A 23,475-nucleotide genomic window follows, 5' to 3' on the forward strand; every position below is an offset into this window, starting at 1 on the left:
CTTAAACGAGGAAGTTGCCCAGAATCAGCAGAGAAATGGAGACGTTAATCGCCCCGCCGATACGGGTAGCAATCTGGGCGAACGGCATCAGGCTCATGCGGTTGCCTGCGGTCAGGATCGCCACGTCGCCGGTACCGCCCTGTCCGCTCTGGCAGCAGGAGACGATGGCGACATCAATCGGGTGCATACCAATCTTTTTGCCGACGAAGAACCCGGTCGCCACCAGCGCGGAGACGGTGCTGATAATCACCAGCAGGTTGGTCAGCGTGAAGGCGGCCACCAGTTCATGCCATGGGGTGATGGCCACGCCAACGGCAAAGAGAATCGGGTAGGTCACAGAGGTCTGGAAGAATTTGTACACCACCTGAGAGCCTTCCAGCAGGCGCGGAGAGGCGCCGTTGCAGAGCTTCACCAGCACCGCCATAAACAGCATGCCGACCGGCGCAGGCAGGCCAATCAGCTTGTGGCCGAGCATGCCCAGCATGTAGAGCAGCACCGCCAGCAGCGCGCCGGAGGCGATCGTGGTCACGTCCGCTTTGCCGGAGAATGCAGGCTGAGAGACGGTGGCATCGGCATTGGCGCGGTTGGGCATCAGCTGGCCTTCACCGGTCAGATGCGGGTAGCGTTTACCAAGCTGGTTCAGGCAGCCGGAGATGATGATCGCCGTCAGACCGCCGAGCATGACCATCGGCAGCACGCGACCGAGCGCCACGCCCTGGTCCATATGCAGCAGGGTGGCATAGCCGATGGAAAGCGGGATCGCCCCTTCCCCAACGCCGCCCGCCATGATTGGCAGGATGATAAAGAAGAAGATCTGGAATGGCTCAAGACCCAGCGCCAGGCCGACGCCCATCCCCACCAGCATGCCGACGATTTCGCCACACAGCATCGGAAAGAAGATGCGCAGGAAGCCCTGAATCAGCACCGTGCGGTTCATGCTCATGATGCTGCCGACAATAATGCAGCAGATGTAGAGGTAGAGAATGTTGGTGGATTTGTAGAACTTAGTGGTGGACTCGACCACCACGTCCGGCAGCAGGCCGTAATAGACCAGCGCGGAAGGGATAAAGGTGGCGCAAATCGCCGCCGCACCGAGCTTGCCGACAATCGGCAGGCGTTTGCCAAACTCGCCGCAGGCAAAGCCGAAGAAAGCCAGCGTCGCCACCATCACCACGATATCGCTCGGCAGTTTTCCGCCCAGGCAATCAATCGCGATCAGTGCCCCCGCCAGAACGAACAGCGGCAGAGGAATAATCCCGATTTTCCAGGTATCCATAATATGCCACCAGCGCTCTTTAAGCGAAGGTCGCTGAATTTCAATCGGGTCGTGGGTAACAGAGAAAGAATCGTCAGTTGTGCTCATAATAAGCCCCTTGGTTATTTTGTGCGTTCAGCTTAGAGTCACAAAGGCTTACTTTATGTGAGGAATGGCATATTAAAAGCGAAGTTTTAATGGCAGCTATGGTTTTAATGGTTTCTTTTATTTAATGTGATTTATGCCTTATTTATTGTCGTGGTTTTTATGGTTTCTTTTCTGAATTGAACAAACAAATAACATTTATTCGTGCAGCCAGAGGCCACCCGTCTTTGGGATAACGCTTTTACAGCGCCCGCTGTGCAAGGGATCACAAGTTTTCGGCAAAGCGGGCGCCCGCGTGAAAAAAGATGATATATTGGCGATCTTTGTCGCTACCTTGCGTGATAGTTATGAAAGTCTCTTTCCAGATCAAGCTGTTTATTTCGCTGGTTGCCTTTTTCTCAGTGCTTTTTGCGTTACTGGGCGGATATTATTATGCCGATGTCGGGAAACAGCTTTATCAGGAAATGAGCACGCGCGCCAAAATACAGGCTGAAGAGATTGCGCTTATTCCAACATTGCGACATGAAGTTGAACAAAAGAATATCATCGCCATCCATGATTTTATGCAGAAGATTTCTGCGCACAGTGACGCCAGCTTTATTGTGATTGGCGATAATAAGGGCCAGCATCTTTTTCACTCCGTCTTCGCCGACAGAGTGGGCACCACGCTGGTAGGCGGTGACAACGACGCCGTATTGCAGGGTAAAAGCACCACCACCATCCGCAAAGGCGGGTTGGGTATTTCGCTGCGCAGTAAGGCCCCCATCTTCAACGCTGCCGGACAGGTGGTCGGCATTGTTTCGGTCGGCTATCTCACCAGCTACCTGGACACCATTACCGTCAGTAAAGTGGTCAATATCCTGATTGCCGCGGTGCTGCTGCTAATTGCTCTCTTTATCTTCTCCTGGTTCTTTACCCGCAGTATTAAGAAGCAGATCTTCTCCCTCGAGCCGCGCGAGATCGGCCTGCTGGTGCGCCAGCAGAAGGCGCTGATGGAGTCTATTTATGAAGGGGTGATTGCCATTGACGATCAAAGGCGGATTGAGGTGATCAACCAGGCGGCGCGCAAGCTGCTGGGGCTGAGCCAGCCGGCCCGCGAGCTGCGCGGGCAGCTGATAAGTCAGGTGATCGATCCGGTCCCGTTCTTCGACACGCAGACGATGCTGGCGAAAGATACCCATGACGAGATTTGCCGTTTTAACGATCTGACGGTGATTGCCAGCCGGGTCCACATCATGCTTGAGGGGTCGCTGCAGGGCTGGGTGATCACCTTCCGCGATCGCAACGAGATCGACTCGCTGAGCGCCCAGCTTAGCCAGGTCAAACGCTATGTCGATAACCTCCGCATAATGCGTCATGAGCAGCTAAACCGGATGACCACCCTCTCCGGCCTGCTGCACATGGGCCGCTATGAGGAGGCGATTGGCTACATTCAGGCGCAGTCTGAACACGCCCAGGAGCTGCTGGACTTTATCTCTTCGCGCTTTAGCTCCCCGACCCTGTGCGGCCTGCTGCTGGGCAAAGCCGCCCGCGCGCGGGAGAAAGGCGTCGAACTGAGTTTCGACCCGGCCTGTCGTCTGGACAGGCCGTTCCTGCCGCTGGGGGAGCAAGAGCTGATTTCGATTATTGGCAACCTGCTGGATAACGCCATCGAAGCGACACAGCGGTCGCCGCTTCCCCACGCGCCGGTGGAGGTACTGATAAAGCTCAGCGAACAGGAGCTGATCATTGAAGTGGCCGACCAGGGCGTGGGCATCAAGCCGGAGATCCGTGACCGGATCTTTGAACGCGGCATCACCACCAAAACACGCGGCGATCATGGGATTGGTCTGTATCTGATCGAAAGCTATGTCACACAGGCTGGCGGCGCGATAGAAGTTGCCGATAATACGCCGCGCGGCGCCATTTTCTCCCTGTTTATCCCGGCCACGGGAACCGCCCGGCAACTGGAAGACACCGACTATGCAACATGAACTTATCGACGTACTGATTGTTGAAGACGAGAACGAACTGGCGCAACTGCACGCGGAGCTGATAGGCAAACATCCGCGTCTGAGGCTGGTGGGTATTGCCTCGTCGCTGGCTGCGGCCCAGGCAGAGCTTGCAAACAAACAGCCGCAGCTGGTGCTGCTGGATAACTATCTGCCGGACGGCAAAGGGATCTCGCTGATCAATAACCCCATGCTGGCCCGCGCCAACTGCTCGGTGATTTTTATCACTGCCGCCAGCGATATGGACACCTGCAGCCAGGCGATCCGCAACGGCGCGTTCGACTACATCCTCAAACCCGTCTCCTGGAAGCGACTCAGCCAGTCGCTGGAGCGCTTCGTGCAGTTTGCCGAACAACAGCGGGTCTGGAAGATTGTCGACCAGCAGAACGTGGATTCGCTGTATCAGCTTCAGGCGAAAAACTACCGCCAGGACAACGGCAGCAAGGGCATTGAGGAAAACACGCTGGCGCGGGTGCAGTCGCTGTTTAACGACAAGGCAACGCACTGCTTTACCGTGGATGAGGTGGTGAGCGAGACGGGATTGAGTAAAACCACTACCCGTCGCTATTTGGAACACTGCGTGGAGACGGGGTTTCTCAGCGTGGAGATGCTGTACGGCAAGATTGGGCATCCGAGGAGGATGTACCGCCGCGCAGAAGCCTGAAGCGATATTGTAGGCCCGGTAAGCTTGCGCCACCGGGCAAGTCGCCGGGTGACGCTGACGCTTACCCGGCCTACGTTCGGGGGAGAGTCTACTTCAACACATACCCATACAGCCGCTTAATCCCGTCGGCATCCTTCTCGCTGTAAACGCCCTGCAGCTCCGGCGAGAAGCCCGGCAGCAGGTTGATGCCCTCCTCCAGCGCCAGGAAGTAACGCTGTACCGCCCCGCCCCAGACTTCACCCGGGACCACGCACAGTACGCCCGGCGGATAGGGCAGCGCACCTTCGGCCGCAATTCGCCCTTCGGCATCCCGTATGCGAACCAGCTCCACGTCTCCGCGAATATACGCCTGATTGGCATCCTGCGGGTTCATCACCACCTCAGGCAGGCTCTCCTTGCGGAACATCGCCTTCTGCAAATCCTTCACGTCAAAGCTGACGTAGAGATCGTGCATCTCCTGGCACAGCTGGCGAAGGGTGTAATCCCGGTAGCGCACCGGGTATTTCTGGAAGATCGTCGGCAGCACGTCCGCCAGCGGCGTATCGTCTTCAATATGCTGTTCAAACTGCCCCAGCATCGCCACCAGCTGCGCCAGCTTCTCGCTGCTTTCGGCAGGCGTCAGCAGGAACAGAATCGAGTTAAGGTCGCATTTCTCCGGCACGATGCCGTTTTCACGCAGGTAGTGCGCCAGAATCGTCGCCGGGATCCCGAAATCGGTGTACTCCCCCGTCTCGGCATCGATGCCCGGCGTGGTCAGCAGCAGCTTGCACGGGTCAACAAAATACTGCTCGCTCGCATAGCCCTCAAACCCGTGCCATTTGGCCCCCGGCTCGAAGCTGAAGAAGCGCAGCTCGCTGGCAATGGCGTGCGTCGGATGATCCTGCCACGGTCGCCCCGCCACCACCGGTGGGATAAACGGTTTGATCATATGGCAGTTGGCAATGATCGCCTTGCGCGCCTCAATGCCCAGCTCGACGCACTCCGCCCACAGCCTGCGTCCGCTCTCCCCTTCATGTATTTTCGCGTTGACATCCAGTGCCGCAAACAGCGGGTAAAACGGGCTGGTGGAGGCATGCAGCATAAAGGCGTTGTTCAGCCGCTTGTGCGGGCAGAAACGCGCCTGACCACGAATGTGGTTATCCTTTTTATGGATCTGCGAGGTTTGCGAGAATCCGGCCTGTTGTTTGTGCACCGACTGGGTCACGAAAATCCCCGGATCGTTCTCGTTCAGCTCCAGTAACAGCGGGGATGTTTCCGCCATCATCGGAATAAATTGCTCGTAGCCCACCCAGGCGGAGTCAAAGAGGATGTAGTCGCACAGATGGCCGATCTTGTCGATCACCTGACGGGCGTTGTAGATCGTCCCGTCGTAGGTGCCTAGCTGAATGATCGCCAGGCGGAACGGACGCGGCTCGTCGACTTTCTCCGGCGCCGTCTCGCGGATCAGATCCCGCAGATACGCGTCATCAAAGCAGTGGTCGTCAATCCCGCCAATAAAGCCAAACGGGTTACGTGCGGCCTCAAGATAAACCGGCGTGGCACCCGCCTGGATCAGCGCCCCGTGGTGGTTAGATTTATGGTTGTTGCGGTCAAACAGCACCAGATCGCCGCGGGTGAGCAGCGCGTTGGTCACCACCTTGTTGGCCGCCGACGTCCCGTTCAGCACGAAGTAGGTTTTATCCGCGTTGAACACTTTCGCCGCGAACTTTTGCGCATGCTTGGCGGACCCTTCGTGGATCAGCAGATCGCCCAGCTTCACGTCGGCATTGCACATGTCGGCGCGAAATACGTTCTCACCGAAGAAATCATAGAACTGCCGCCCTGCCGGGTGTTTTTTGAAAAAGGCGCCGTGCTGGTGTCCTGGACAGGCGAAAGTGCTGTTGCCCATCTCCACATACTGACTCAGGGTGTCGAAAAACGGCGGCAGCAGGTTCTCTTCGTAGCGGCTGGCAGCAGTTTCCAGTTCCAGAAACTCCTGAGCTTTACCCGAGATGACCGCGGTGGCGCCATCGGGCACCTCCGTTGGCTCCTGCGAGAAAATAAACACCGGTAAATGAAAGCCCGTGCGTTTCAGCAATGCAAGGATGCCACTGCGACTCTCTGTCGTCGTCATGACGACGGCTGCCACATCGGTGAAATCCGTGCTGTCCAGCGTCACCTTTTCGCGGTGCGTAGACACAGTTGAGAGCAGCTCGCGGCTGACGGCGATTTTCATGGTTTTCATAAGCGCAATTACCCTCACCGAACGGTGAGACAGGGAGGAGAAAATTCGCGCAATAATGTCACCTTTTATTTTGAGGTGCAAGAAGGAATCAGTATGCACGAAACCACCCAATGCTAAGGCCCGCGCAGCGCTGACGTGCCATAATAATGCAATATCAATGATTAAATAACAGGAGTTAAGCGTGGTTATCGGGCCATTTATCAACGCAGGAGCCGTATTGCTGGGCGGCGTACTCGGCGCAGTGCTAAGCCAGCGGCTGCCGGAGCGTATTCGCACCTCCATGCCCTCAATATTCGGCCTGGCATCGTTAGGAATCGGTATTCTGTTGGTGGTCAAATGCGCCAACCTGCCGGTGATGGTGTTGGCCACCCTGCTCGGCGCGCTGATTGGCGAATTTTGCTATCTGGAAAAAGGCATTAACAGCGCGGTGAGCAAAGCCAAAAACCTGATAGCCCGACCGGGTAAGGCGAAACACGGCACGCACGAGACGTTTATTCAGAACTATGTCGCCATCATTATTCTGTTTTGCGCCAGCGGCACCGGGATTTTCGGTTCGATGCAGGAAGGGATGACGGGCGACCCGAGCATTTTGATTGCAAAAGCGTTTCTTGATTTCTTCACCGCCACTATTTTTGCCACCACGCTCGGCATTGCCGTGGCGGCGATTTGCGTCCCGATGCTGCTTATCCAGCTGGCACTGGCTACCTGCGCCACGTTAATTCTCCCGCTCACCACGCCGGCGATGATGGCAGACTTTACCGCCGTCGGCGGCCTGCTGCTGCTGGCTACCGGGCTGCGCATCTGTGGGATCAAGATGTTTGCCGTGGTGAACATGCTGCCCGCACTGCTGCTCGCCATGCCGCTCTCCGCACTCTGGACGCACTTTTTCGCTTAAGGATGCGGCGAAATGGTGAGAGATTGCGCAGTCTGTAACGAAAACAACATTTTTCGTTGACGCCACCGGGCAGATCGGGTTTAATGCGCCCCGTTGCCCGGATAGCTCAGTCGGTAGAGCAGGGGATTGAAAATCCCCGTGTCCTTGGTTCGATTCCGAGTCCGGGCACCAAATTCATATCAACGGACCTCCACGGAGGTCCGTTTTTGCATTCTAAGCCCGCACAAATCAACCCTTCTACAATCCCTTAACTCCACCCAACTCAATCAACTTCAACCCGCATCAAGTCCCTTGCGAGGGTACAACTGAGGGTATAGTCTGATTCGATAAAATTTATACCCCTTTTACTATCAGGAGATACCGCCAATGGCGCTCACTGACGCTAAAATCCGTGCAGCTAAACCGGATGAAAAACCTTATAAACTTGCCGACAGCGGCAACATGTTTTTGCTCGTTCACCCTAACGGCTCGCGCTACTGGCGACTGCGTTACCGGTTTCTGGGTAAAGAAAAAACGCTCGCTCTGGGTGTCTACCCAGAAGTCTCGTTATCAGAAGCACGGGAAAAACGCGATACGGCGAGGAAACTGATAGCTGAGGGAACTGACCCGTGCGAACAGAAACGGATCAAAAAGTCAGTCCCCGAAGCAGCCCAGACATTTCAAGGCATCGCAAGGCAGTGGCATAAGAGCAACAAAAAATGGTCAGCCTCACATAGTGAGAAGATACTGAAAAGCCTCGAAAGTCATGTGTTTCCCTTTATTGGCTCACGTGACATTACCACCCTCAGAACTCCCGATTTACTTGTTCCCGTTAAAGCAGCCGAAGCCAAAGAGATCTATGAAATCGCAGCACGCCTTCAGCAGCGTATCACTGCAATCATGCGCTATGCTGCCCAGTCAGGTATTATTAGTTATAACCCTGCCGTGGATATGGCTGGCGCGTTAACCACGGTGAAACGCCAGCACCGCCCTGCCCTCGCCTTAAATCACATTTCAGAACTTCTTGAACGACTGGATGAATACAGAGGGCAACCTCTCACCCGACTGGCAACTAAACTCACCCTGCTTATCTTCATCCGTTCCAGTGAACTACGCTTTGCCAGGTGGTCTGAGATCGACTTTAAGAAAGCTATGTGGACCATTCCTCCTGAGCGGAAACCTATTGAGGGGGTCAAGTATTCCCATCGTGGCTCAAAAATGCGTACAGAGCATCTGGTACCACTCTCAACTCAGGCACTGGATATTCTGCAGCAGATCCACACCATCAGTGGTGAATATGAGTTGATTTTCACTGGCGACCATAATCCCTGGAAACCAATGAGTGAAAATACGGTGAATAACGCATTACGCCTGATGGGCTACGATACAAAGATCGATGTCTGTGGTCACGGCTTCCGGGCAATGGCCTGTAGTTCGTTGATTGAGTCAGGATTATGGTCGAGAGATGCAGTGGAGCGCCAGATGAGCCATCAGGAACGAAATGGTGTCCGCGCAGCTTATATCCATAAAGCGGAGTTTCTGGATGAACGCAGACTGATGCTGCAGTGGTGGGCTGATTTTCTGGATGCAAATGAGGAAAAAACAGTGAGCCCGTTTGACTTCGCAAAACTCCATTCGCGATAGCAGCCCGCATCAAAACCAATCAGGAAAATGCGGAATTCAAAACACGTGAATCGAGATGCAACTCGCTCACATGGATAAAAAAGCATTCTCGGAACCAGTAACCAAGCACAATATCTGGACAGACGGCGGGAAATGATGCAATCGTACGCTGATTATATTGACAAGCTTCTCAGTTCATCGACAAACAGTTAGTGGTTGTTCTTCGTACCTTGAGGTACGGAGAACACCATTCTTTAATTTTTTGTTCTATCGCCTTCTGGCATATTTACCGCACTGCATGGACTTTAGCCTGAAGCGATTCAGTGGGAAACATTTCACTATAGAGATCAAAAATTTACACTCCGTATAACTTTCCAACTCATTCCCTACAGTATTGTCATGTCCGCAATGAAGCACAACACTATCACTCTTTACGAAAGTAATATTTCAGCAATAAAAAGCTTCACGTACTGATTACCTCCACCTTTTCAAATATGTACTAGCCTAAAATTTCGCGGTAACAGCAGCTATATTGACAATATTTTCCTCAATCAGTTTCAAAACGTTTAAAGCTATAAAACCTAAAGTTGATAAAGCGCATAAAATGTGGGAATTTGATAAATAAACATTGAAATAAGGAAAAGCCAAAATAATTATTAACGGGATGCTATCTTTTCTGGGGTGATGACTTGTCGATAAAAGCAAAAAATATAATTTACGCAGCTGAATATATGAGGATGTCAACTGACCACCAAAAATATTCGCTAGATAATCAATCTGGATACATAAGGGAGTATGCGAAAAAACATAATATTACGATAATCAAATCATACAATGATGCTGGTAAAAGTGGGTTGAATCTTTCAGGCAGACCAGGTCTGAAAGCGTTAATTGATGATGTTTTAGAGCATCGTATATCTATATCATTAATTCTTGTTTACGATGTCAGTCGTTTTGGTCGATTCCAGGATACTGACGAAGCAGGCCATTATTCCCACCTTCTTAAATTAAGAGGGGTCAAAATTATTTATTGTGCAGAGCATTTCTCTGAGGCTCAGCCTGAAATGTTCACTCTGGGTCTGGCGTTATCACGACATGGCGCAGCAAGTTTCAGTCGAAACCAGTCTGAGAAAGTTTTTCTGGGCCAGGTAAACCTTATTAAAAAAGGTTACCATCAGGGGGGGCTTGCAGGTTATGGGCTCAGGCGTCTTTTAATTGATGAAAATCATAATCCTAAGGGAGAACTAAAACACGGGCAACGCAAAAGTATTCAGACCGATCGGGTCATTCTGACGCCCGGTCCCAGGGAAGAAATCAGCATCGTTAATCGCATCTTCGATATGTTCAATGACGAAGGTAAACCAGAATTAGTCATCGCCTCTGAATTGAATCGCAGGCAGATCCTTGCTGAAAATGGAAGTTGCTGGAGTAGAGCAAAAGTACATCAAATCCTGACTAGTGAAAAATATATAGGAAACAGCGTTTATAACAAAACATCGTTCAAGCTAAAACAACAGTATGTTACCAATCCAGAAGAGGAATGGATACGATATGATGGAGCTTACACCCCCATTGTTTCGGTTGAAAAATTTAATCAGGCTAACGAAATTATCAGAGCGCGTGCCGCACGGCTATCTGAGGATGAATTACTGGAGAAATTACGAGTTCTGTTGAGAAAAAAAGGAAGATTATCAGGCATTATCATTGATGAAGAAGAACTTCTTCCATCCAGCAGTATTTATCGCTCTCGTTTTGGCAGTCTCTTACGTGTATACCAATTAATCGGCTACACTCCAGAGACTGATTACACATGGTTAAAAACCAAAAAACTGGTAAACGAGTTTAACGATAGGTCAACAAAAAAAATTATCGATAACATCAGTCATGAAGGGGGGTGGGTAAGCGATACACCAGCACCAGGAATACTTCACATTAATGATGAATTTACTCTTGCTATACAGTCTGCACGCTGTCAGCGCATCAGCCCCCAAAGACTACGGTGGAAAATAAAATTCAGGACAATGTTCTCACCAGATATCAGTATTGCCGTGAGAATGGACAGTTCAAATCAGTCTGCCGTTGACTATTATATATTTCCCGCGATAGATATTCTCTCCGAGAAAATATCATTAGAGGAAAGCAATCCTTATCAACTAGACCTGTATCGCTTTGATAACCTGGCCCCTTTTTACCGGCTAATAAGAAGAGTAAAATTAAAGGACTCATGACATGTCTGATGAAAAAGTTGTACTTATTGAAACAAACAAAATACTGGTCGTTAACCCTCGTCAACGAGATAAGTTCACACATAAAGAGATTAAAGAGAACATTCGTCAAATTGGCCTAAAACGCCCTGTCACCGTTCGTAGAATTGTTCACAACGAATATGAATTTGCTTTAATCTGTGGCCAGGGGAGGCTTGAAGCTTACATTCATTATCAGGAAGCATACATCCCTGCGATCGTAAAAGACGTCAGTGAAGAAACAGGCCACCTGATGAGCCTCACAGAAAATATTGCCAGACGGAAACCACGGGCAACCGAGCTTCTGGACAGTGTAAGGCAGTTAAAGAAGCAGGGATTGACTGACAAGGAGATTGGCGAGCGACTGGGATACGTAGTAAGTTGGGTCCAGGGCGTAAGTAGCCTTCTTGAGAAAGGTGAGAAAAAATTATTGGCTGCCTTTGAGGCCGGTAATATTCCCCTGTACCTTGCGGTAGAGATTTCCCGGGCGACCGATGAGTCGATTCAGGACTCCCTGACAGAGGCATTACTGAACGGTACTATCAAAGGTAAACAAATTAACATTATTAAGCGAATTATTGATAATCGAAAAAATGGAAATAAAGGTTCAACTAATAAGACATTCTCAACGAAGCGAATTCAAAAAAAATACTCTGCAGAAGAACTTGCTTCAATGTATCAAAAAAGTTCAGATGAACACAAAGAAATCCAGGCTAAAGCACGGTACTCCCGTGAAACTCTCATGCTGGTAAAAGAAATATTCAGGCAACTTACTCAGGATAGTCATTTTTGTGAATTATTGAATAAAAACAACATTACTGACATACCTGAAATATTATCCCCTGCACGATAAAAAGAGAGCAATGAAATGATTAAACAATGTTTTAACAACCATTTTCACCTGTATCCTATCGCGAGCTTGTTGCCATCGAGATCTATTCCGGTTAATGTTAGGGCCAGTAATAAGTACAAACAAATACTGACATCAATAGCTGAAATAGGTTTAATTGAGCCTGTTATAATTTTTATTACAGAAAACGGGGAACATAAAATTCTCGACGGACATTTACGTATCGAAGCTTTAAAAGATCTGGAAATTACACATGCTCATTGCCTCATATCACCGATTGAAGATACATATTCATATAACAAAAGGGTAAATCATTTAACCATACTTCAGGAGCAAAGGATGCTCCTGAAAGCGGTTGAATCTGGCGTATCGGTGGAAAAATTGTGTGCCGTTCTTGGATTATCTCAGGGAATAATTAACACCAGACTCCGTATTTCCGAAGGAATTTCGAAGGAAGCACTCGCGTTACTGGCTGATAAAAACGTATCGCAAAACGTATTCGATGTTCTTAAAAAAATAAAACTCCACAAACAGATAGATTTTGTGTCAACAATGTTGACATTAAATAATTTTACTAAAAAATTCGCTCTATCTATGTTACATGCCTTACCTGCTGAGTATTTGGTCAGAAAGCCAGATAATGCTCCTGATGATAAAGATATGATCAAAACGCTTGCACGACTTGAAAAGGAAATGGCCGCGCTTCAAGTTGAAACGCAAGATATCGAGAATGAATTTGCAGAAAACAATCTCAACCTGATGGTTGCGAGATCGTACATTGCAAAACTTCTCAGTAAGAATGAGATTATTCATTGGTTATATGATAACAAAAGTGAGTATCTTGACGTCCTGAAGAAGGTGCTGGGGGTTAAACATCTGAACGAGATTCAGCCTAGCCAGCATTCTGTCTGAAAGAAAACCAGTGACATAAACATATCTAATCTGTAATTCGTAATCTCGCCACATACTCATCACAGATGATATAAGGGTATCTATAGCAGGATGCCCGCTTTTAGACGGTTTGGGGGAATCAGCATGAACACGACCGTTCAAAATAGCATTTGCAGCACATACAGCCATGCAAAGTATCTGGATGGTCGGCGAAAAAAAGATGCTTTGGTATGCCTCCTACATTGACAGTCTTTACGGCCCATTAAAAATGGGCAACCGAAAGCATATATAGATGAATTAAACCAACTCAGCCATGAAGGCTGGGTTGCCATTTTTATCAACTATTAACAAAATGAGACATTTCTTTCTGAGTAACGCAACAACGTGCTCTCGCCTGATTCGTCATACAACCAAAAAAATTGCCTTACGTAGGTCTGTCTAGGTTGTCGTACAACTCACTTGAGTGTAAGCGTAAAAGTAACTTTCAGCTAAAGGGAAAGAATATCTGCGAAATACCACCTAACTAATTGCCATATCGAGAATTTTTATCTACAAAACCCCTTGATTTAGAATCGTACAGCTAGCATAATGCGCGGTTGCATATATTCCTTTTGCTACCAGGCCTTACCACATGAAGCAATCCGCTTACACCGCCATTCAAGAAAAACGTCTACAGCCCTGGAAGGGTGAAGAAGAAGTACGGTTTGCCTGGAATAAAGCGTTAGAAGACGCAACGGGATTGCATATTTATGCAGAGCGTGAACGTAATGATGCAAGTTACAACCACGTCATAATTGAATATAAAGCGCCCGGGCTCTTCAACGGAAAAAAAAGTAGTCCTGCGTTTCTGAATGCAACCACAGAAAGACTACTACCGTACATTGTTAAAAAAGCGTCACAAACAAAAATTCCTGAATCCGATTTCATTGGCATTGCTATTGATGGCGAGCATATTTGTTTTGCTCAGGTAATTGATGGACATATCATAACTCAACATCTGATGCCATTTACTCCTGAATCCGTTCAGATGGTCGTTGATGCGCTTCGTTCGGATATTTTGACTAATTGGAGTAAGCAATTCTCCGGCTAAACGGTCAATAGTTGGCAGTTTATTTATGGACTGCCCCCACGACAGTAGATAAATTCTGTCCTCACCACGAGGCCTATCGGAAGGCCTCTGGAGTGGTGCCACCCAGCTCTACCAGATGGCCATGAGTCGCGCTTACGAAGCTTCTTTCGCCAAAAGCTGCATGTTGAGCGAACTTGTTGCCAAACCTGCTCTGTCGAACCGGTAGCGCATATAAGCTGAGATATCGTCCTCGTGGGAGGAGACTACCAACTGACAATGCTTGAGCTCACAACGGAGAAGATCGGTAAGGGATGCAACGTTGACTTCATCCAGGGATTGAGACGGGTCATCAATCAGGATTAGAGGCACCTGTGAATAGACTTTGTTGAGCGAGAGGAAGAAGGCTAGGCTGAGGGCGGACACTTGCCCAGAACTCATGGACATCACTGCATCGTGCTCAGACTTCTCGGCGGTCAGGAACCTTAATTGCGTACCTTCTCTGCTCTCGATAAACAGGCCCAGGCCACGCTGGTAGTTTTGGATCAGACGGCCACTGTAGATGTGGAATATGAACTCAATAGCCGAAATTGTCTGGTCGGTATAACTTTGCTCTGTCTTCTTCAGTATACTGCGGAGCTTTTCGATTTTATCTTGTGCTTTTTGGGCTGCCTTAGTTTCCTTTTCGATAACTTTAAGCTCGGTAATACAGGTTTGGAGCCTGGAATTTTGAGCCTCACTAGCTTTAATCGATATGAACTTCTCTTTGTCCTTCAGATCTTCAACCGTGACTATATAGAAGTCCTGTAAGTCTTTGAAAGCGCGATTTATGGTTTCTCGCCAGTCCTCCGGCAGCGCTAAGGCATCAGCTTCAACCTGTTTTTTATTTCTTAGAATTTCCTTAAGCTTTTCAAATCGTTCATCTACTACGTCATCAATTTCCGTGAATGCATAAGTAAATTGAATATTTTCGCTTTGCAGCTTCTCCAGTAGCTGGATAATTGCCGGGAGCCGAAGCTTAATTCTGCTCAGCGCCACATGAAGATTTGGTTCAAAGGTAGGCGTAAGAAGTTTCAGGCGGTCTTGTATATGGGTGTTGATGAGTTTCAGCTCAGCGTCCATAGCAGCGATAAGGATAACTAAGTTTTTACCGTCCTGCCCTAGCGAATCAGAGATCTGCTTAGTTTTTGCTTCAATGGCATCTACCATTGATTTGTGATCTTCCCAGTCAGCGCCACAGAGGGGGCACATCTTATCGTCGGGATAGGACTTTTTATGTTCCTCAAGCAGTTGCTTTTTCAGATGTTCCAATTCGGCTACGACATTCGCGTTGGTGCTACTTTTTTCCGCTAGTCTGTTTCGGGATTCAATTTGTAACTCAAACCACTCAAGGCGCCCATCGTTCCAGTTTGGTAGTGATCGGGCTTCTTCGACCTTGATGACCTTAGCACCGCGTTTGATGATGTTTGCTGAACGCTCTAATTCATCAATCTCCTGCTTGATAGCTTCAAGCCCATCAAGCTTGCCAAGGTCATAACCGAACCTAGCCAGGTTTCTCAGTGATTCCTCATTACGCTCGATGGCTGCATCGATTGTCTCGTTGTGAATCCTGGTTTTTATCGTGGCTTTGAGTGGCAGAAGGGCAATAAGCTTACGAACTGATTCCAGGTAGGCAGCATGGTCTACCGCAGAATACGATGAGAACAGTATCTCTTTATCCCACCCAGGTTGGACATCAGTCGTCGAGAGCTTCTTGTACTCAATGATCCCAGCCTCTGCCTGCAAAGTGTCTTTTAGGGTGACTATCTCTTCTTTAAGTGATACAGCTTTTGCCGTGCGTTCTGCATTGTTGATGTACCTTGTAAGTTTAGTGTATATAGTGTTGCAGCTTTCGATCTCGGCTTCGATATCGCTGATGTTAAAGAGGTTTCCAAGTTTCTCCTTACGATCGTCTACCCGAGTGTGTAAAAGCCGGTTTTGGCCTTGCTCGAGATAGTTAAGAAAAGAGAAGTTTTCCCTGAAATTTTTTCCGAAAATTTCGTCAAGGAAACTATTATCGCGGAAATTGTTCTTAGTAAATTCAGATGATTCGAATTCTGGTAGCTCGTAAAGCCTGAAGTTTCCATATTTGTCTGCACGATTGTTTGCTGGTTTTTTGAATATCTCTGCAGGGCAATGTCTGGCTAAAACAAGTTTTCGACCATCATTAATGAATTCAATCTTGATGCAGAGATCGTTATATCCAGAACGACTGTTCCAGAAAAGATTGTCTGCATAGTCTCTCTTGTTTCTGGTTAATAATGTATTGAATAGGTTTTGTATTCGATTGATCTGGCCAGTAAGCAACAGCTCGATGGCATCGAAAATACTTGTTTTGCCATAACCATTTGGGCCGTCAAGAGTTAGTAATGACGCCCCGCCAAGATCCAGCAAAATATGTTTGAATGCTTTGAAACTAGAGACTTCAATCCTGGATATTTGCCATTTCATTACGAATCATTTCCTTGATAAAATCGTCAGCATTTTTATCTGTGAATTGCTGGATAGTCGAATATATATCGTTTAGGTCGGCTTCGGCTACAGCTTCAGTTGCCTGCAACCTCAAGGACACAAGGTTCCCTTGATGACTAGGTAGCTCTAAGAATGGAAGCTTGATAAAGGTCTTCGCAGCAAAACTGTATTGTGTTGCAACAAGAGGGTTTTCTTTATATTCAAGAAATTCCTTTTTGTCAGTAATTACAGATACCAGTTTCTCGTAGGTGAAATTGGTAAGTGCACTCTCCTCCGCAACACTGTAATAGAGGACATATTTTTTATAAAAGTACGGATCTTCCTCAATTGCGAAGATTTCTTCCTCGTGATCCTTAAACCTGGCCAGAACATCAAGACGATAAATACAAATCAAATCGCAGTTTTTCTTAAAGCTTGGGTTTCTGATAAATTCGTCAGGAGCAAGATGATTGATTCTGTTATTCAGTTCGGCAGGATCAGGGAGATCATCAAAATTATGTAGGACTGCGAACCTGATAGCAGATCCAGACTCGCGAATATAAAAACTTGTGTTGTCCAGGTCGAGTTTACAGACAAAGTCATGGGCCACAAGTGCTTCATTAATGAGTTGTTTTATCATTCAGTCGTTCCTCCGCGTCGTCTTTTGTTATGACGCTAATGCATAGCGACTTAGTGATATTGCTCTCAATCTTTTCAGAGGTCTTCTTGTTGTCGAAGTTATCCGAGTTCGTGAATTTTGTATTAAAGGTGAATGAAGCTTCCGCTTTACTGGCGATTAAATGGTTGTACTCAAAAAGCAGTCTCAGCAGATCCCCGTTGTTTTTCATTTCATGGATCATATCAAATTCACACTCTTCGCTTTCATCCACGTCAAGAGCGGTAGGTACGTAGAACCGATTTTGGCTGTCAAGATAGTGCGGAAGATGGTTGAATATAGGTTCCATCGAAATAGCCTGTATCAGCTTGGTGTATCGCCTGATGTCGTTCTTCTGAACGTCTTGAAACCGCTCGGATGGTTTCATCATCTGGCATAGGGTTTTTAATTCGTTGAAGTGCGTTTTGCGAATATGCTCACTCAGAAGTCTGGCTCTCTCATAAGTCGCATCGCTCATTGTTGGTAACTCCTGATCCAATCTTTCTTCTAAATGGGTTTGGAGCCTGGCCTTTAATTCAACTGCATAGTAATCCCTATTCTGATAGGGGTTTTCAGCCAGCAGTTCCTCTAAAATACTCCTGGCCATGATACGACCCTCGTATGCGGCTTTGTCTTCTGAGATCCCGTCAACTTGATTTAATTTATGGCTGTGTATTGCCTTAGAATTAATTTTTTCTGACAGTAGGCAGTAGTTAAAATTGATAAGGTTATCACTGACAGTGATGGACTGTTTCTCACATAATTTTTTTATGAGTTCTTTGGTCAGTCCTTCAATTTCACCCAGGCCACAATAGTAGTTGTCTCCATAGCGGTAGAATTTTACTGTTTCTCCATTAGTGCCTCTGTAATCGCCAGTCTCATCTAGTGGGACAGATACATGGAAGTAACGCGTTGTCCCCTTGGTTTTGTCGTGTTCGATTAATGTAGACTGTTCCAGCGCTTTGGTGTAACCACTTCGATATTTACTTATCTTAGCTTTGACTTGATGGGCAGTGTGTAGTTTTTCGTTTTTATAAATAGCGAAGTCGTCACTACTATCCAGTTGAAGCTCGAAGTCCAGGTCGCCATCATGAATCAGTTTAAGGGAATGATATAGTGCAATTTTCCCTTGATAAACGAAGCCGCTCCACGAGGAGATGGCGCTGGCAGGATACTTCTCATCATCTTCTTGGCTCACATGATCTCCTTTTATCGTTAGCGAGCAGCCAGTTAGCATAATGATATTACTTCTTTTCAAGACGTATGCGTATTTCTAACATCAGACCGTTTATTGACCCCTTCTGGCTGACTCAGTCCTATCCGCTCCTGAGTAGTCTTTGCAGCCCTCGCGATTTCCATCACATCCAGTTTCTCCGGGGAGTTGATGGGCTTCGCGCAGGAAAAACAATATTTTCTGTGCTGACGTATCCGGTCACGTTGCTGATCCGTCAGCCCATGGTGCTGCATCACATCAAGCCAGCGACTGGCAGCCCTGCGCCAGAGACCAGCAGCCTCCAGCTTTTGTGCAACCTCATCCTCCACCATCATGTCTTACCCTTGATAACCGTTTTTTCCTTTTGAAGGACCTCAGCCCCAGACTGGTTACCCTGTGTTTTATCGCCGGGATCGTCCTGTGGGGAAGCTTCTCCTTTACCCCACGGGCACCAGACTCAGGATATATGGCTCTTAACAGGCTGTCTTCATCAGGCAGCCAAAGCCGGGCCTCTGTCAGCCCCATTTTTCCGGCCTGGGCAAAAATGGCCTCCCGGGTACGGGCTGGCAGCAACGCTTTTAATTTATCAATCCCATTACTGTAATGTGCCTGCATCAACATCAGCTCGCTTTCCGTCCAGGGTCTGTTTTTCCATGTTCCAAGGCCAAATTTGACCACTGCAGCCCTCACCGCACTGACGCTTCTGCCCAGTCTGGCGGCAATTTCTTTTGTTGGCAGATTGCCGTAATGCTTTTCCAGAAAGGACTTATCTTCAAGGCTCCAGCTACTGCGACCAGTGAGCCCTGCAAGGGATGCCTGCTGGCAGATAGCCTTGCGTGAACGCCCGGGTAACAATGACATTACATACTCTATACCTTCTGTATAGTGGGTCCGGAGCAATGCCAGCTCCTCTTCCGACCAGGGTGGAGTCACGCCACGGGACAGACCTGAAAGCTGAACAATCCGGGCCACCCCATTGGTAGACCTGCCAAGCCGTTCCCCGATTTCACGGGCAGACAGCTGACCATAGTGTTGTTCCACAAACGTAATTTCGGCAACCGACCACGGTGTCCAGTGATTACGGTGACGCTGCGTTTTATCCACCATGTCAGACCTTCCTAGTATCAGTCGCGTTGTTTTTCCTGCGCCAGCGTAGAGATTTGAGCCCGGAGGTGCTGCTCAGCCTGTTGGACCTGCTGCTGACGCTGCAGCGAATCTTCAGGGAGTAGCTTCAAATGCCGAAGCTGTTCTTCCACCGGCACGGTCTGCCGGAAGCTTGTCAGCATGCCAAAGACCTGCGATTTAAGTTCACTGACGGTAATGTATTTTCCTCTCTGACCATCTAGCGCATTCAGTTTATCGGCAAGTGCCTGAAGCTGTGTCATCCCTTCATGCCAGCCGTTAATTGTATCGACAGGAAGTACTGAGATATTAATCTGTTGCTGCCACTGCTGTGCCAGAGGTTTAGCCTGTTCCGGCCACAGCGCCTGAGCCTGTTCTGTGAGTTTTCGGCTGTAAGCAAGATTCCAGTCAGGAGGAAGCTTGTCCAGTCGGGCAATCTGCTGTTGTGTCTGTGCTATCACAGTTTGTGCTGACGGAGATTGCTGGCGCAACATATCCAGTTGTTCAGACGTGAGAGGTGAAGGGAACGGAGCCAGTGAAGCTGCAAGCTGAGTCTGTAGAGGGTCTGGCCGGTGAAGAAACTGCCAGCCCCACACTGAGACTATGCTTATCACCAGCATGGTACACATCCCGGCGACGAAGGACTTCCACTTTTTAACCGGAGCAGGCATTGTCGACAGTACTTCCACATTGGACTGAGGTTCCGGTTGCGCAACGTAAACCCACTTCACTGCACTGTCTGGCGTATCTTCATCCGGACCATCAGCAAAGTCTCTCGTGGATGCTGTCGAAGCATTCATCACGGTGGCAGGCAACACAATACCAGGCTGAATGTACGACCCGGTACTATCGCTGTTTTCCAGCCGGACAGCACTGTTGTGCATCAGGGTACGCAACGTATCGAGTTGGCTGAGATGTTTTAGCTCCAGACGCTGCAGCACCTCTCCCAGACCGGTAAGCAACTGCTCCGCCCGGTACAGCTGGCTGAGGTCGCTGTAATTTAACGGGAGCGAGCGCATTCGTTGCTGCAAACGCTGACTCAGACCGCTGAGGATTTCCATGCGGGCATGGACTGGCTGAGGCCACAGAGCCCCCCACTGATGGCTTATCAGGGCCTCGAGTATCGTCAGCCCTTCATTGAGCCCGAATAAGCCGGCCAGCTGCGTACGGGCCAGCGTATACCAGGCTGCCGTTTGCAATTCCACACCGTTCTGCTCAAAAAGTGAGAGACAGAGTTTTTCGGCATAACGCCAGTTCACATCCGGACGAGCCGGATGTGTCAGCTTACTCAGTTCATCAAGCAGGGCGGCATAATCCGGTAGCGTGCGCGGGTCGCCGCCGGTTTTGATTTTACGCGGGGTGATGTCATTCATGACCGGTTGTCCATTTGACGAATAAGGAGCTATTGAAAGTTATTACTTAGGCGGCTTCGCTTTCTGCATATTCGAGACTCTGCAGATACTGTAGCGCCACCGGGTCAGCAATATATTCAACCTGCCCGTGATGACGCTCCACCTCATCGATAATTTTACTGAGTTCAACCCGGAAAAACTCCTTACGCAGGTTAACCCGGTTAATCCGGTAGCTTTCCAGGTGGTCATGCAGTGTCTTTTCAAGCGCAGGAGCGTCATCGCAGGAAATCATGGCGTGGACGTCAAAATCAAACGGCACGGCTGCCCCGCTCAGTTCTTTCACACGCTCCATAGGCTCCAGCCGTCGGGTCATGCCGATTTTGAAAACGTTTTCACCGAAGGAACCGATATTCGAAATCACATACACATGTCCCTGTTTCGTGAGCTGTGCCATGGATTTGGCGCGTTCATACTGCTGATGCACGTCCTGGATTTTCTGCTCCAGATCCAGACGCTGTCTTTCCAGCTCTTCCCGGTGCGCACCTTCAGCGGCGAGCAGGGCTTCTTCCAGTAAACGCTGCTGCTCAGTAAGGCGTTGCTCCTCCTCTTCCGCTTCGCGCTGCTGCTGCTCCAGTTCATCCTGACGCTGTTTTTCTTCCCGCATCTGACGCTTGAGCTCCGCCTGATATTCTTTTTCTTCCTGCGCTTTTTCCAGCATGGCGACCTTATCCAGAAACTGCTGCTTTACGCCTTCCCAGTCGGCATTATCTTCCAGTTCCAGAAAGGTGATTTTCTCGCTTATAGCAGCATAAGCGTCTCTCTCTTTTCTGAGCTGGTCGTACTTACTTTGCCAGTTATTTACCGTGGTGCCAGAAAGCAGTGTTTTGATTTTGAATTTATACGCAGAGTCCACAATACGCTGCATTGCCCGGGAGGCTTTATTTCTGGCATTGTGAAAGTCATCCCACCGGCCGGAAAGCTGTTTCTTTTCCAGATACAGGCCGCGAGCCACTTCAGTACTGACCGTTTCTTCAAAGGCTTTCTCTTTCTGTGCCAGGTCAGACGCAGCCTGTTCGAGCTCCGCGGTTTTCTTCCGGAAGCCCCGGTAAATGAAAACCCGGATTATCAACGCAACGGCTATCAGTAAACCAAAGAACAGACCGATGATACCGGCCGGATTCGACACAGATTCAATAAATCGCTCATTAAGGTTAATTAATGCTCTTACCGCAACATAAACACCCCAGGCAATGACGCCAAGAATAACCAGGATAATACCCGCTGCATTGTCATCTTTTTTTCTTCGTGCCATATTTTATTTCTTTCCTTTCTTATCTTTATCCTGACGATTTAATATGAATAACGGGGAGAGGATCTTTGCCATATCAAATTAATACTGATTCCCTGAGCAAATCGGTAAATGAGTGTATCCGGGCTTGCTGGCCATATAGAGGGGAGCGCATGTGGGCTGTCGGGGTTGGGTACTGACCGGTTCGTCGTTTTCTGCAACACGTTGCGGTTCCTGCTTTTTCGCAGTTGTCACTTTTTTCGCCTTAGCTTTGCGGGTGGAAGTGGGCGGTTTTACTGGATTGCTGGTTGCTGAGGAACCATACCCGGAACAGAATCGTTTCGACTGACTTAAACTCCCGTCATTACAGACAAAGCGTCCATCCGATGTGCAGTGCGCTATACCGCCTTTTGAACCTGAGCAGGGCTGCCTTCCACGCGCAGCATCAGCCTGTGCCGTAAAAAGAATTCCTGGGACCAGTAGAAAGATTAATTTTCTCATTACCATATCCGTAATTTATTTCGTTATTTTGTGGCTCTGTTCTCCGTCAGCCATTAACTGTTTCGCCAGGTAATTATGCAATGACTGACAGGCAAACAAACTATTGCTCATTCCGGTTGCACTATGGAAGGAGTGCCAGAATCAAACCAAAAAAAGTGCTCTCATCAAAACCCTGCCCTGGGCTGGATAAAACACCAGGCGGAATAAAGGTCCAGTTGTTCACCATTCCTGACCGCATGAATAAACGTCCCAGTGAAGTCGTATGCCTCCCATCATGGAAGGTCGCCTCCACGCACCCGGTCACACCCTGACCATAAAGGAACGCCGGCACAAATTTTACAGACCGGTCGTCGATACGCAGAACGAGGGCGGTAATATCAAACACTCTCCCCTCAACCAACAGGTCCGTAACGGATGTACTGACCGTCTCCACATTCAGTCCGGTACCCTCCAGCCACGCGTCCATCTGCTCCTGAAGCAGTGCCATTCGCAGGCGAAACTCGGCAATATCAGCCTGAGTCTTGCTGACAGATGAAGCCGGAGCAGACCGTCTGGTCTGCAATTTATCGAGAAACTGTGATTTTACTGACATGGTGTTCTCTGGCCTTACAGACGGGTTGCGGTGTCAAGATACTGCTGTTGCTTAAGATGGCGTAACATTACCCGTCCCTCCGGCATAAACTCGGTGCCATAGCGCACGAGGCCGATACCCTTGAGTTCGGCATCGATGGCATAACGCAACTCGCCGGGTACGTTCTGCTCCAGCAAAACGACGTCTATCTTTTTCAGGCGGGGTTCATATTTGAGCAGGACGGCAGACAATGTGCCCATGAGCTCATGGGCGGTACCCGGCATGCCCTGGAGAACTCTGGTCATATCCGGCAGGCCGTAGTCAGGCAGATGCGCCAGCGTGCCGGCGCGACAGTTGAGGATACGCTGCATGTTATCGAGTACCGAGAGGATGACCTGATTTTCCTCACTGACCTGCTGAAGGTCGAGATCACCGACAAAATTGCCATAAAGCATCTCGCACAGAGAGGGGGGATTTTGATTCATGGGTCACTTCCT

The 23,475-nt window shown here is 48.9% G+C and carries 19 protein-coding genes and 1 tRNA gene; 9 read left to right on the forward strand and 11 right to left on the reverse strand.

Features of this window, described 5'->3' with window-relative positions; translation table 11 throughout:
* Position 1: 1 nt before the first annotated feature.
* The gene (locus tag BMW97_RS11375) at positions 2-1,363 is read right to left on the reverse strand and encodes a 2-hydroxycarboxylate transporter family protein (RefSeq protein WP_021242090.1); all 1,362 of its coding nucleotides are present in this window, start codon (positions 1,361-1,363) and stop codon (positions 2-4) included.
* Positions 1,364-1,707: 344 nt separating this feature from the next.
* Between BMW97_RS11375 and BMW97_RS11380 the strand changes: the two genes are divergently transcribed.
* Together BMW97_RS11380 and BMW97_RS11385 are read left to right on the forward strand one after the other, a co-directional pair.
* On the forward strand, positions 1,708-3,333 hold the full coding sequence (locus BMW97_RS11380; RefSeq protein ID WP_045909943.1) for an ATP-binding protein: 1,626 nt from the start codon (positions 1,708-1,710) through the stop codon (positions 3,331-3,333).
* A complete protein-coding gene (locus tag BMW97_RS11385) occupies positions 3,323-4,015 on the forward strand; it encodes a response regulator (protein ID WP_045909944.1) in 693 nt (230 codons plus the stop codon). Before BMW97_RS11380 ends, BMW97_RS11385 begins: the two co-directional genes overlap by 11 nt.
* 88 nt (positions 4,016-4,103) lie before the next feature.
* Here the strand turns inward: BMW97_RS11385 and BMW97_RS11390 are convergent, their stop codons facing one another.
* Positions 4,104-6,239, reverse strand: coding sequence for an ornithine decarboxylase (locus BMW97_RS11390; protein ID WP_045909945.1), 2,136 nt, complete (start codon positions 6,237-6,239; stop codon positions 4,104-4,106).
* 181 nt (positions 6,240-6,420) lie between these two features.
* Here BMW97_RS11390 and BMW97_RS11395 point away from each other — a divergent pair, with 181 nt between their 5' ends.
* The 7 genes from BMW97_RS11395 (at position 6,421) to BMW97_RS11425 (ending at position 13,810) form a co-directional block, all read left to right on the forward strand.
* Positions 6,421-7,134, forward strand: coding sequence for a DUF554 domain-containing protein (locus BMW97_RS11395; RefSeq protein ID WP_032653359.1), 714 nt, complete (start codon positions 6,421-6,423; stop codon positions 7,132-7,134).
* 95 nt (positions 7,135-7,229) lie between these two features.
* A tRNA-Phe gene (locus BMW97_RS11400) sits at positions 7,230-7,305 on the forward strand.
* 195 nt (positions 7,306-7,500) lie between these two features.
* Positions 7,501-8,757, forward strand: coding sequence for a tyrosine-type recombinase/integrase (locus BMW97_RS11405; protein ID WP_090392768.1), 1,257 nt, complete (start codon positions 7,501-7,503; stop codon positions 8,755-8,757).
* A 710-nt stretch (positions 8,758-9,467) separates the two neighbouring features.
* Complete coding sequence (locus BMW97_RS11410; RefSeq protein WP_175481443.1) at positions 9,468-10,964, forward strand: recombinase family protein; 1,497 nt, start codon at positions 9,468-9,470, stop codon at positions 10,962-10,964.
* Position 10,965: 1 nt separating this feature from the next.
* Positions 10,966-11,832: a ParB/RepB/Spo0J family partition protein gene (locus BMW97_RS11415; protein ID WP_090392770.1), complete on the forward strand. Its 867-nt coding sequence runs from the start codon at positions 10,966-10,968 to the stop codon at positions 11,830-11,832.
* A gap of 15 nt (positions 11,833-11,847) precedes the next feature.
* Positions 11,848-12,741 (forward strand): plasmid partitioning protein RepB C-terminal domain-containing protein, encoded by an 894-nt coding sequence (locus tag BMW97_RS11420; protein WP_090392772.1) that lies wholly within the window; start codon positions 11,848-11,850, stop codon positions 12,739-12,741.
* 610 nt (positions 12,742-13,351) lie between these two features.
* The gene (locus tag BMW97_RS11425) at positions 13,352-13,810 is read left to right on the forward strand and encodes a hypothetical protein (protein ID WP_254783048.1); all 459 of its coding nucleotides are present in this window, start codon (positions 13,352-13,354) and stop codon (positions 13,808-13,810) included.
* A gap of 132 nt (positions 13,811-13,942) precedes the next feature.
* Here the strand turns inward: BMW97_RS11425 and BMW97_RS11430 are convergent, their stop codons facing one another.
* The 9 genes from BMW97_RS11430 to tssE all read right to left on the reverse strand — a co-directional run bounded on the left by BMW97_RS11430 (position 13,943) and on the right by tssE (position 23,463).
* On the reverse strand, positions 13,943-16,276 hold the full coding sequence (locus tag BMW97_RS11430; protein WP_090392774.1) for an AAA family ATPase: 2,334 nt from the start codon (positions 16,274-16,276) through the stop codon (positions 13,943-13,945).
* On the reverse strand, positions 16,251-16,916 hold the full coding sequence (locus BMW97_RS11435) for an ABC-three component system middle component 1 (protein WP_090392776.1): 666 nt from the start codon (positions 16,914-16,916) through the stop codon (positions 16,251-16,253). Before BMW97_RS11435 ends, BMW97_RS11430 begins: the two co-directional genes overlap by 26 nt.
* Positions 16,897-18,129 (reverse strand): ABC-three component system protein, encoded by a 1,233-nt coding sequence (locus tag BMW97_RS11440; RefSeq protein ID WP_090392778.1) that lies wholly within the window; start codon positions 18,127-18,129, stop codon positions 16,897-16,899. The genes BMW97_RS11435 and BMW97_RS11440 overlap by 20 nt, the downstream gene beginning before the upstream one ends.
* 56 nt (positions 18,130-18,185) lie before the next feature.
* Complete coding sequence (locus BMW97_RS11445) at positions 18,186-18,479, reverse strand: PerC family transcriptional regulator (RefSeq protein WP_071995299.1); 294 nt, start codon at positions 18,477-18,479, stop codon at positions 18,186-18,188.
* On the reverse strand, positions 18,463-19,251 hold the full coding sequence (locus tag BMW97_RS24315) for a hypothetical protein (RefSeq protein ID WP_254783049.1): 789 nt from the start codon (positions 19,249-19,251) through the stop codon (positions 18,463-18,465). The genes BMW97_RS11445 and BMW97_RS24315 overlap by 17 nt, the downstream gene beginning before the upstream one ends.
* Before the next feature lie 17 nt (positions 19,252-19,268).
* Entirely contained in the window at positions 19,269-20,639 is a 1,371-nt protein-coding gene (locus BMW97_RS11455) for a VasL domain-containing protein (RefSeq protein ID WP_090392780.1), read from the reverse strand.
* Between the two features lie 46 nt (positions 20,640-20,685).
* Positions 20,686-21,930, reverse strand: a complete 1,245-nt coding sequence (locus tag BMW97_RS11460; RefSeq protein ID WP_090392781.1) for a GIY-YIG nuclease family protein — start codon at positions 21,928-21,930, stop codon at positions 20,686-20,688.
* 598 nt (positions 21,931-22,528) lie between these two features.
* A complete protein-coding gene (locus BMW97_RS11470) occupies positions 22,529-22,999 on the reverse strand; it encodes a hypothetical protein (protein WP_090392786.1) in 471 nt (156 codons plus the stop codon).
* A gap of 14 nt (positions 23,000-23,013) precedes the next feature.
* The gene (gene tssE, locus BMW97_RS11475; protein WP_063443800.1) at positions 23,014-23,463 is read right to left on the reverse strand and encodes a type VI secretion system baseplate subunit TssE; all 450 of its coding nucleotides are present in this window, start codon (positions 23,461-23,463) and stop codon (positions 23,014-23,016) included.
* Between the last annotated feature and the right edge of the window lie 12 nt (positions 23,464-23,475).

This window comes from Enterobacter sp. NFIX58 (genome assembly GCF_900110475.1).
Lineage (GTDB): Bacteria > Pseudomonadota > Gammaproteobacteria > Enterobacterales > Enterobacteriaceae > Enterobacter > Enterobacter quasiroggenkampii.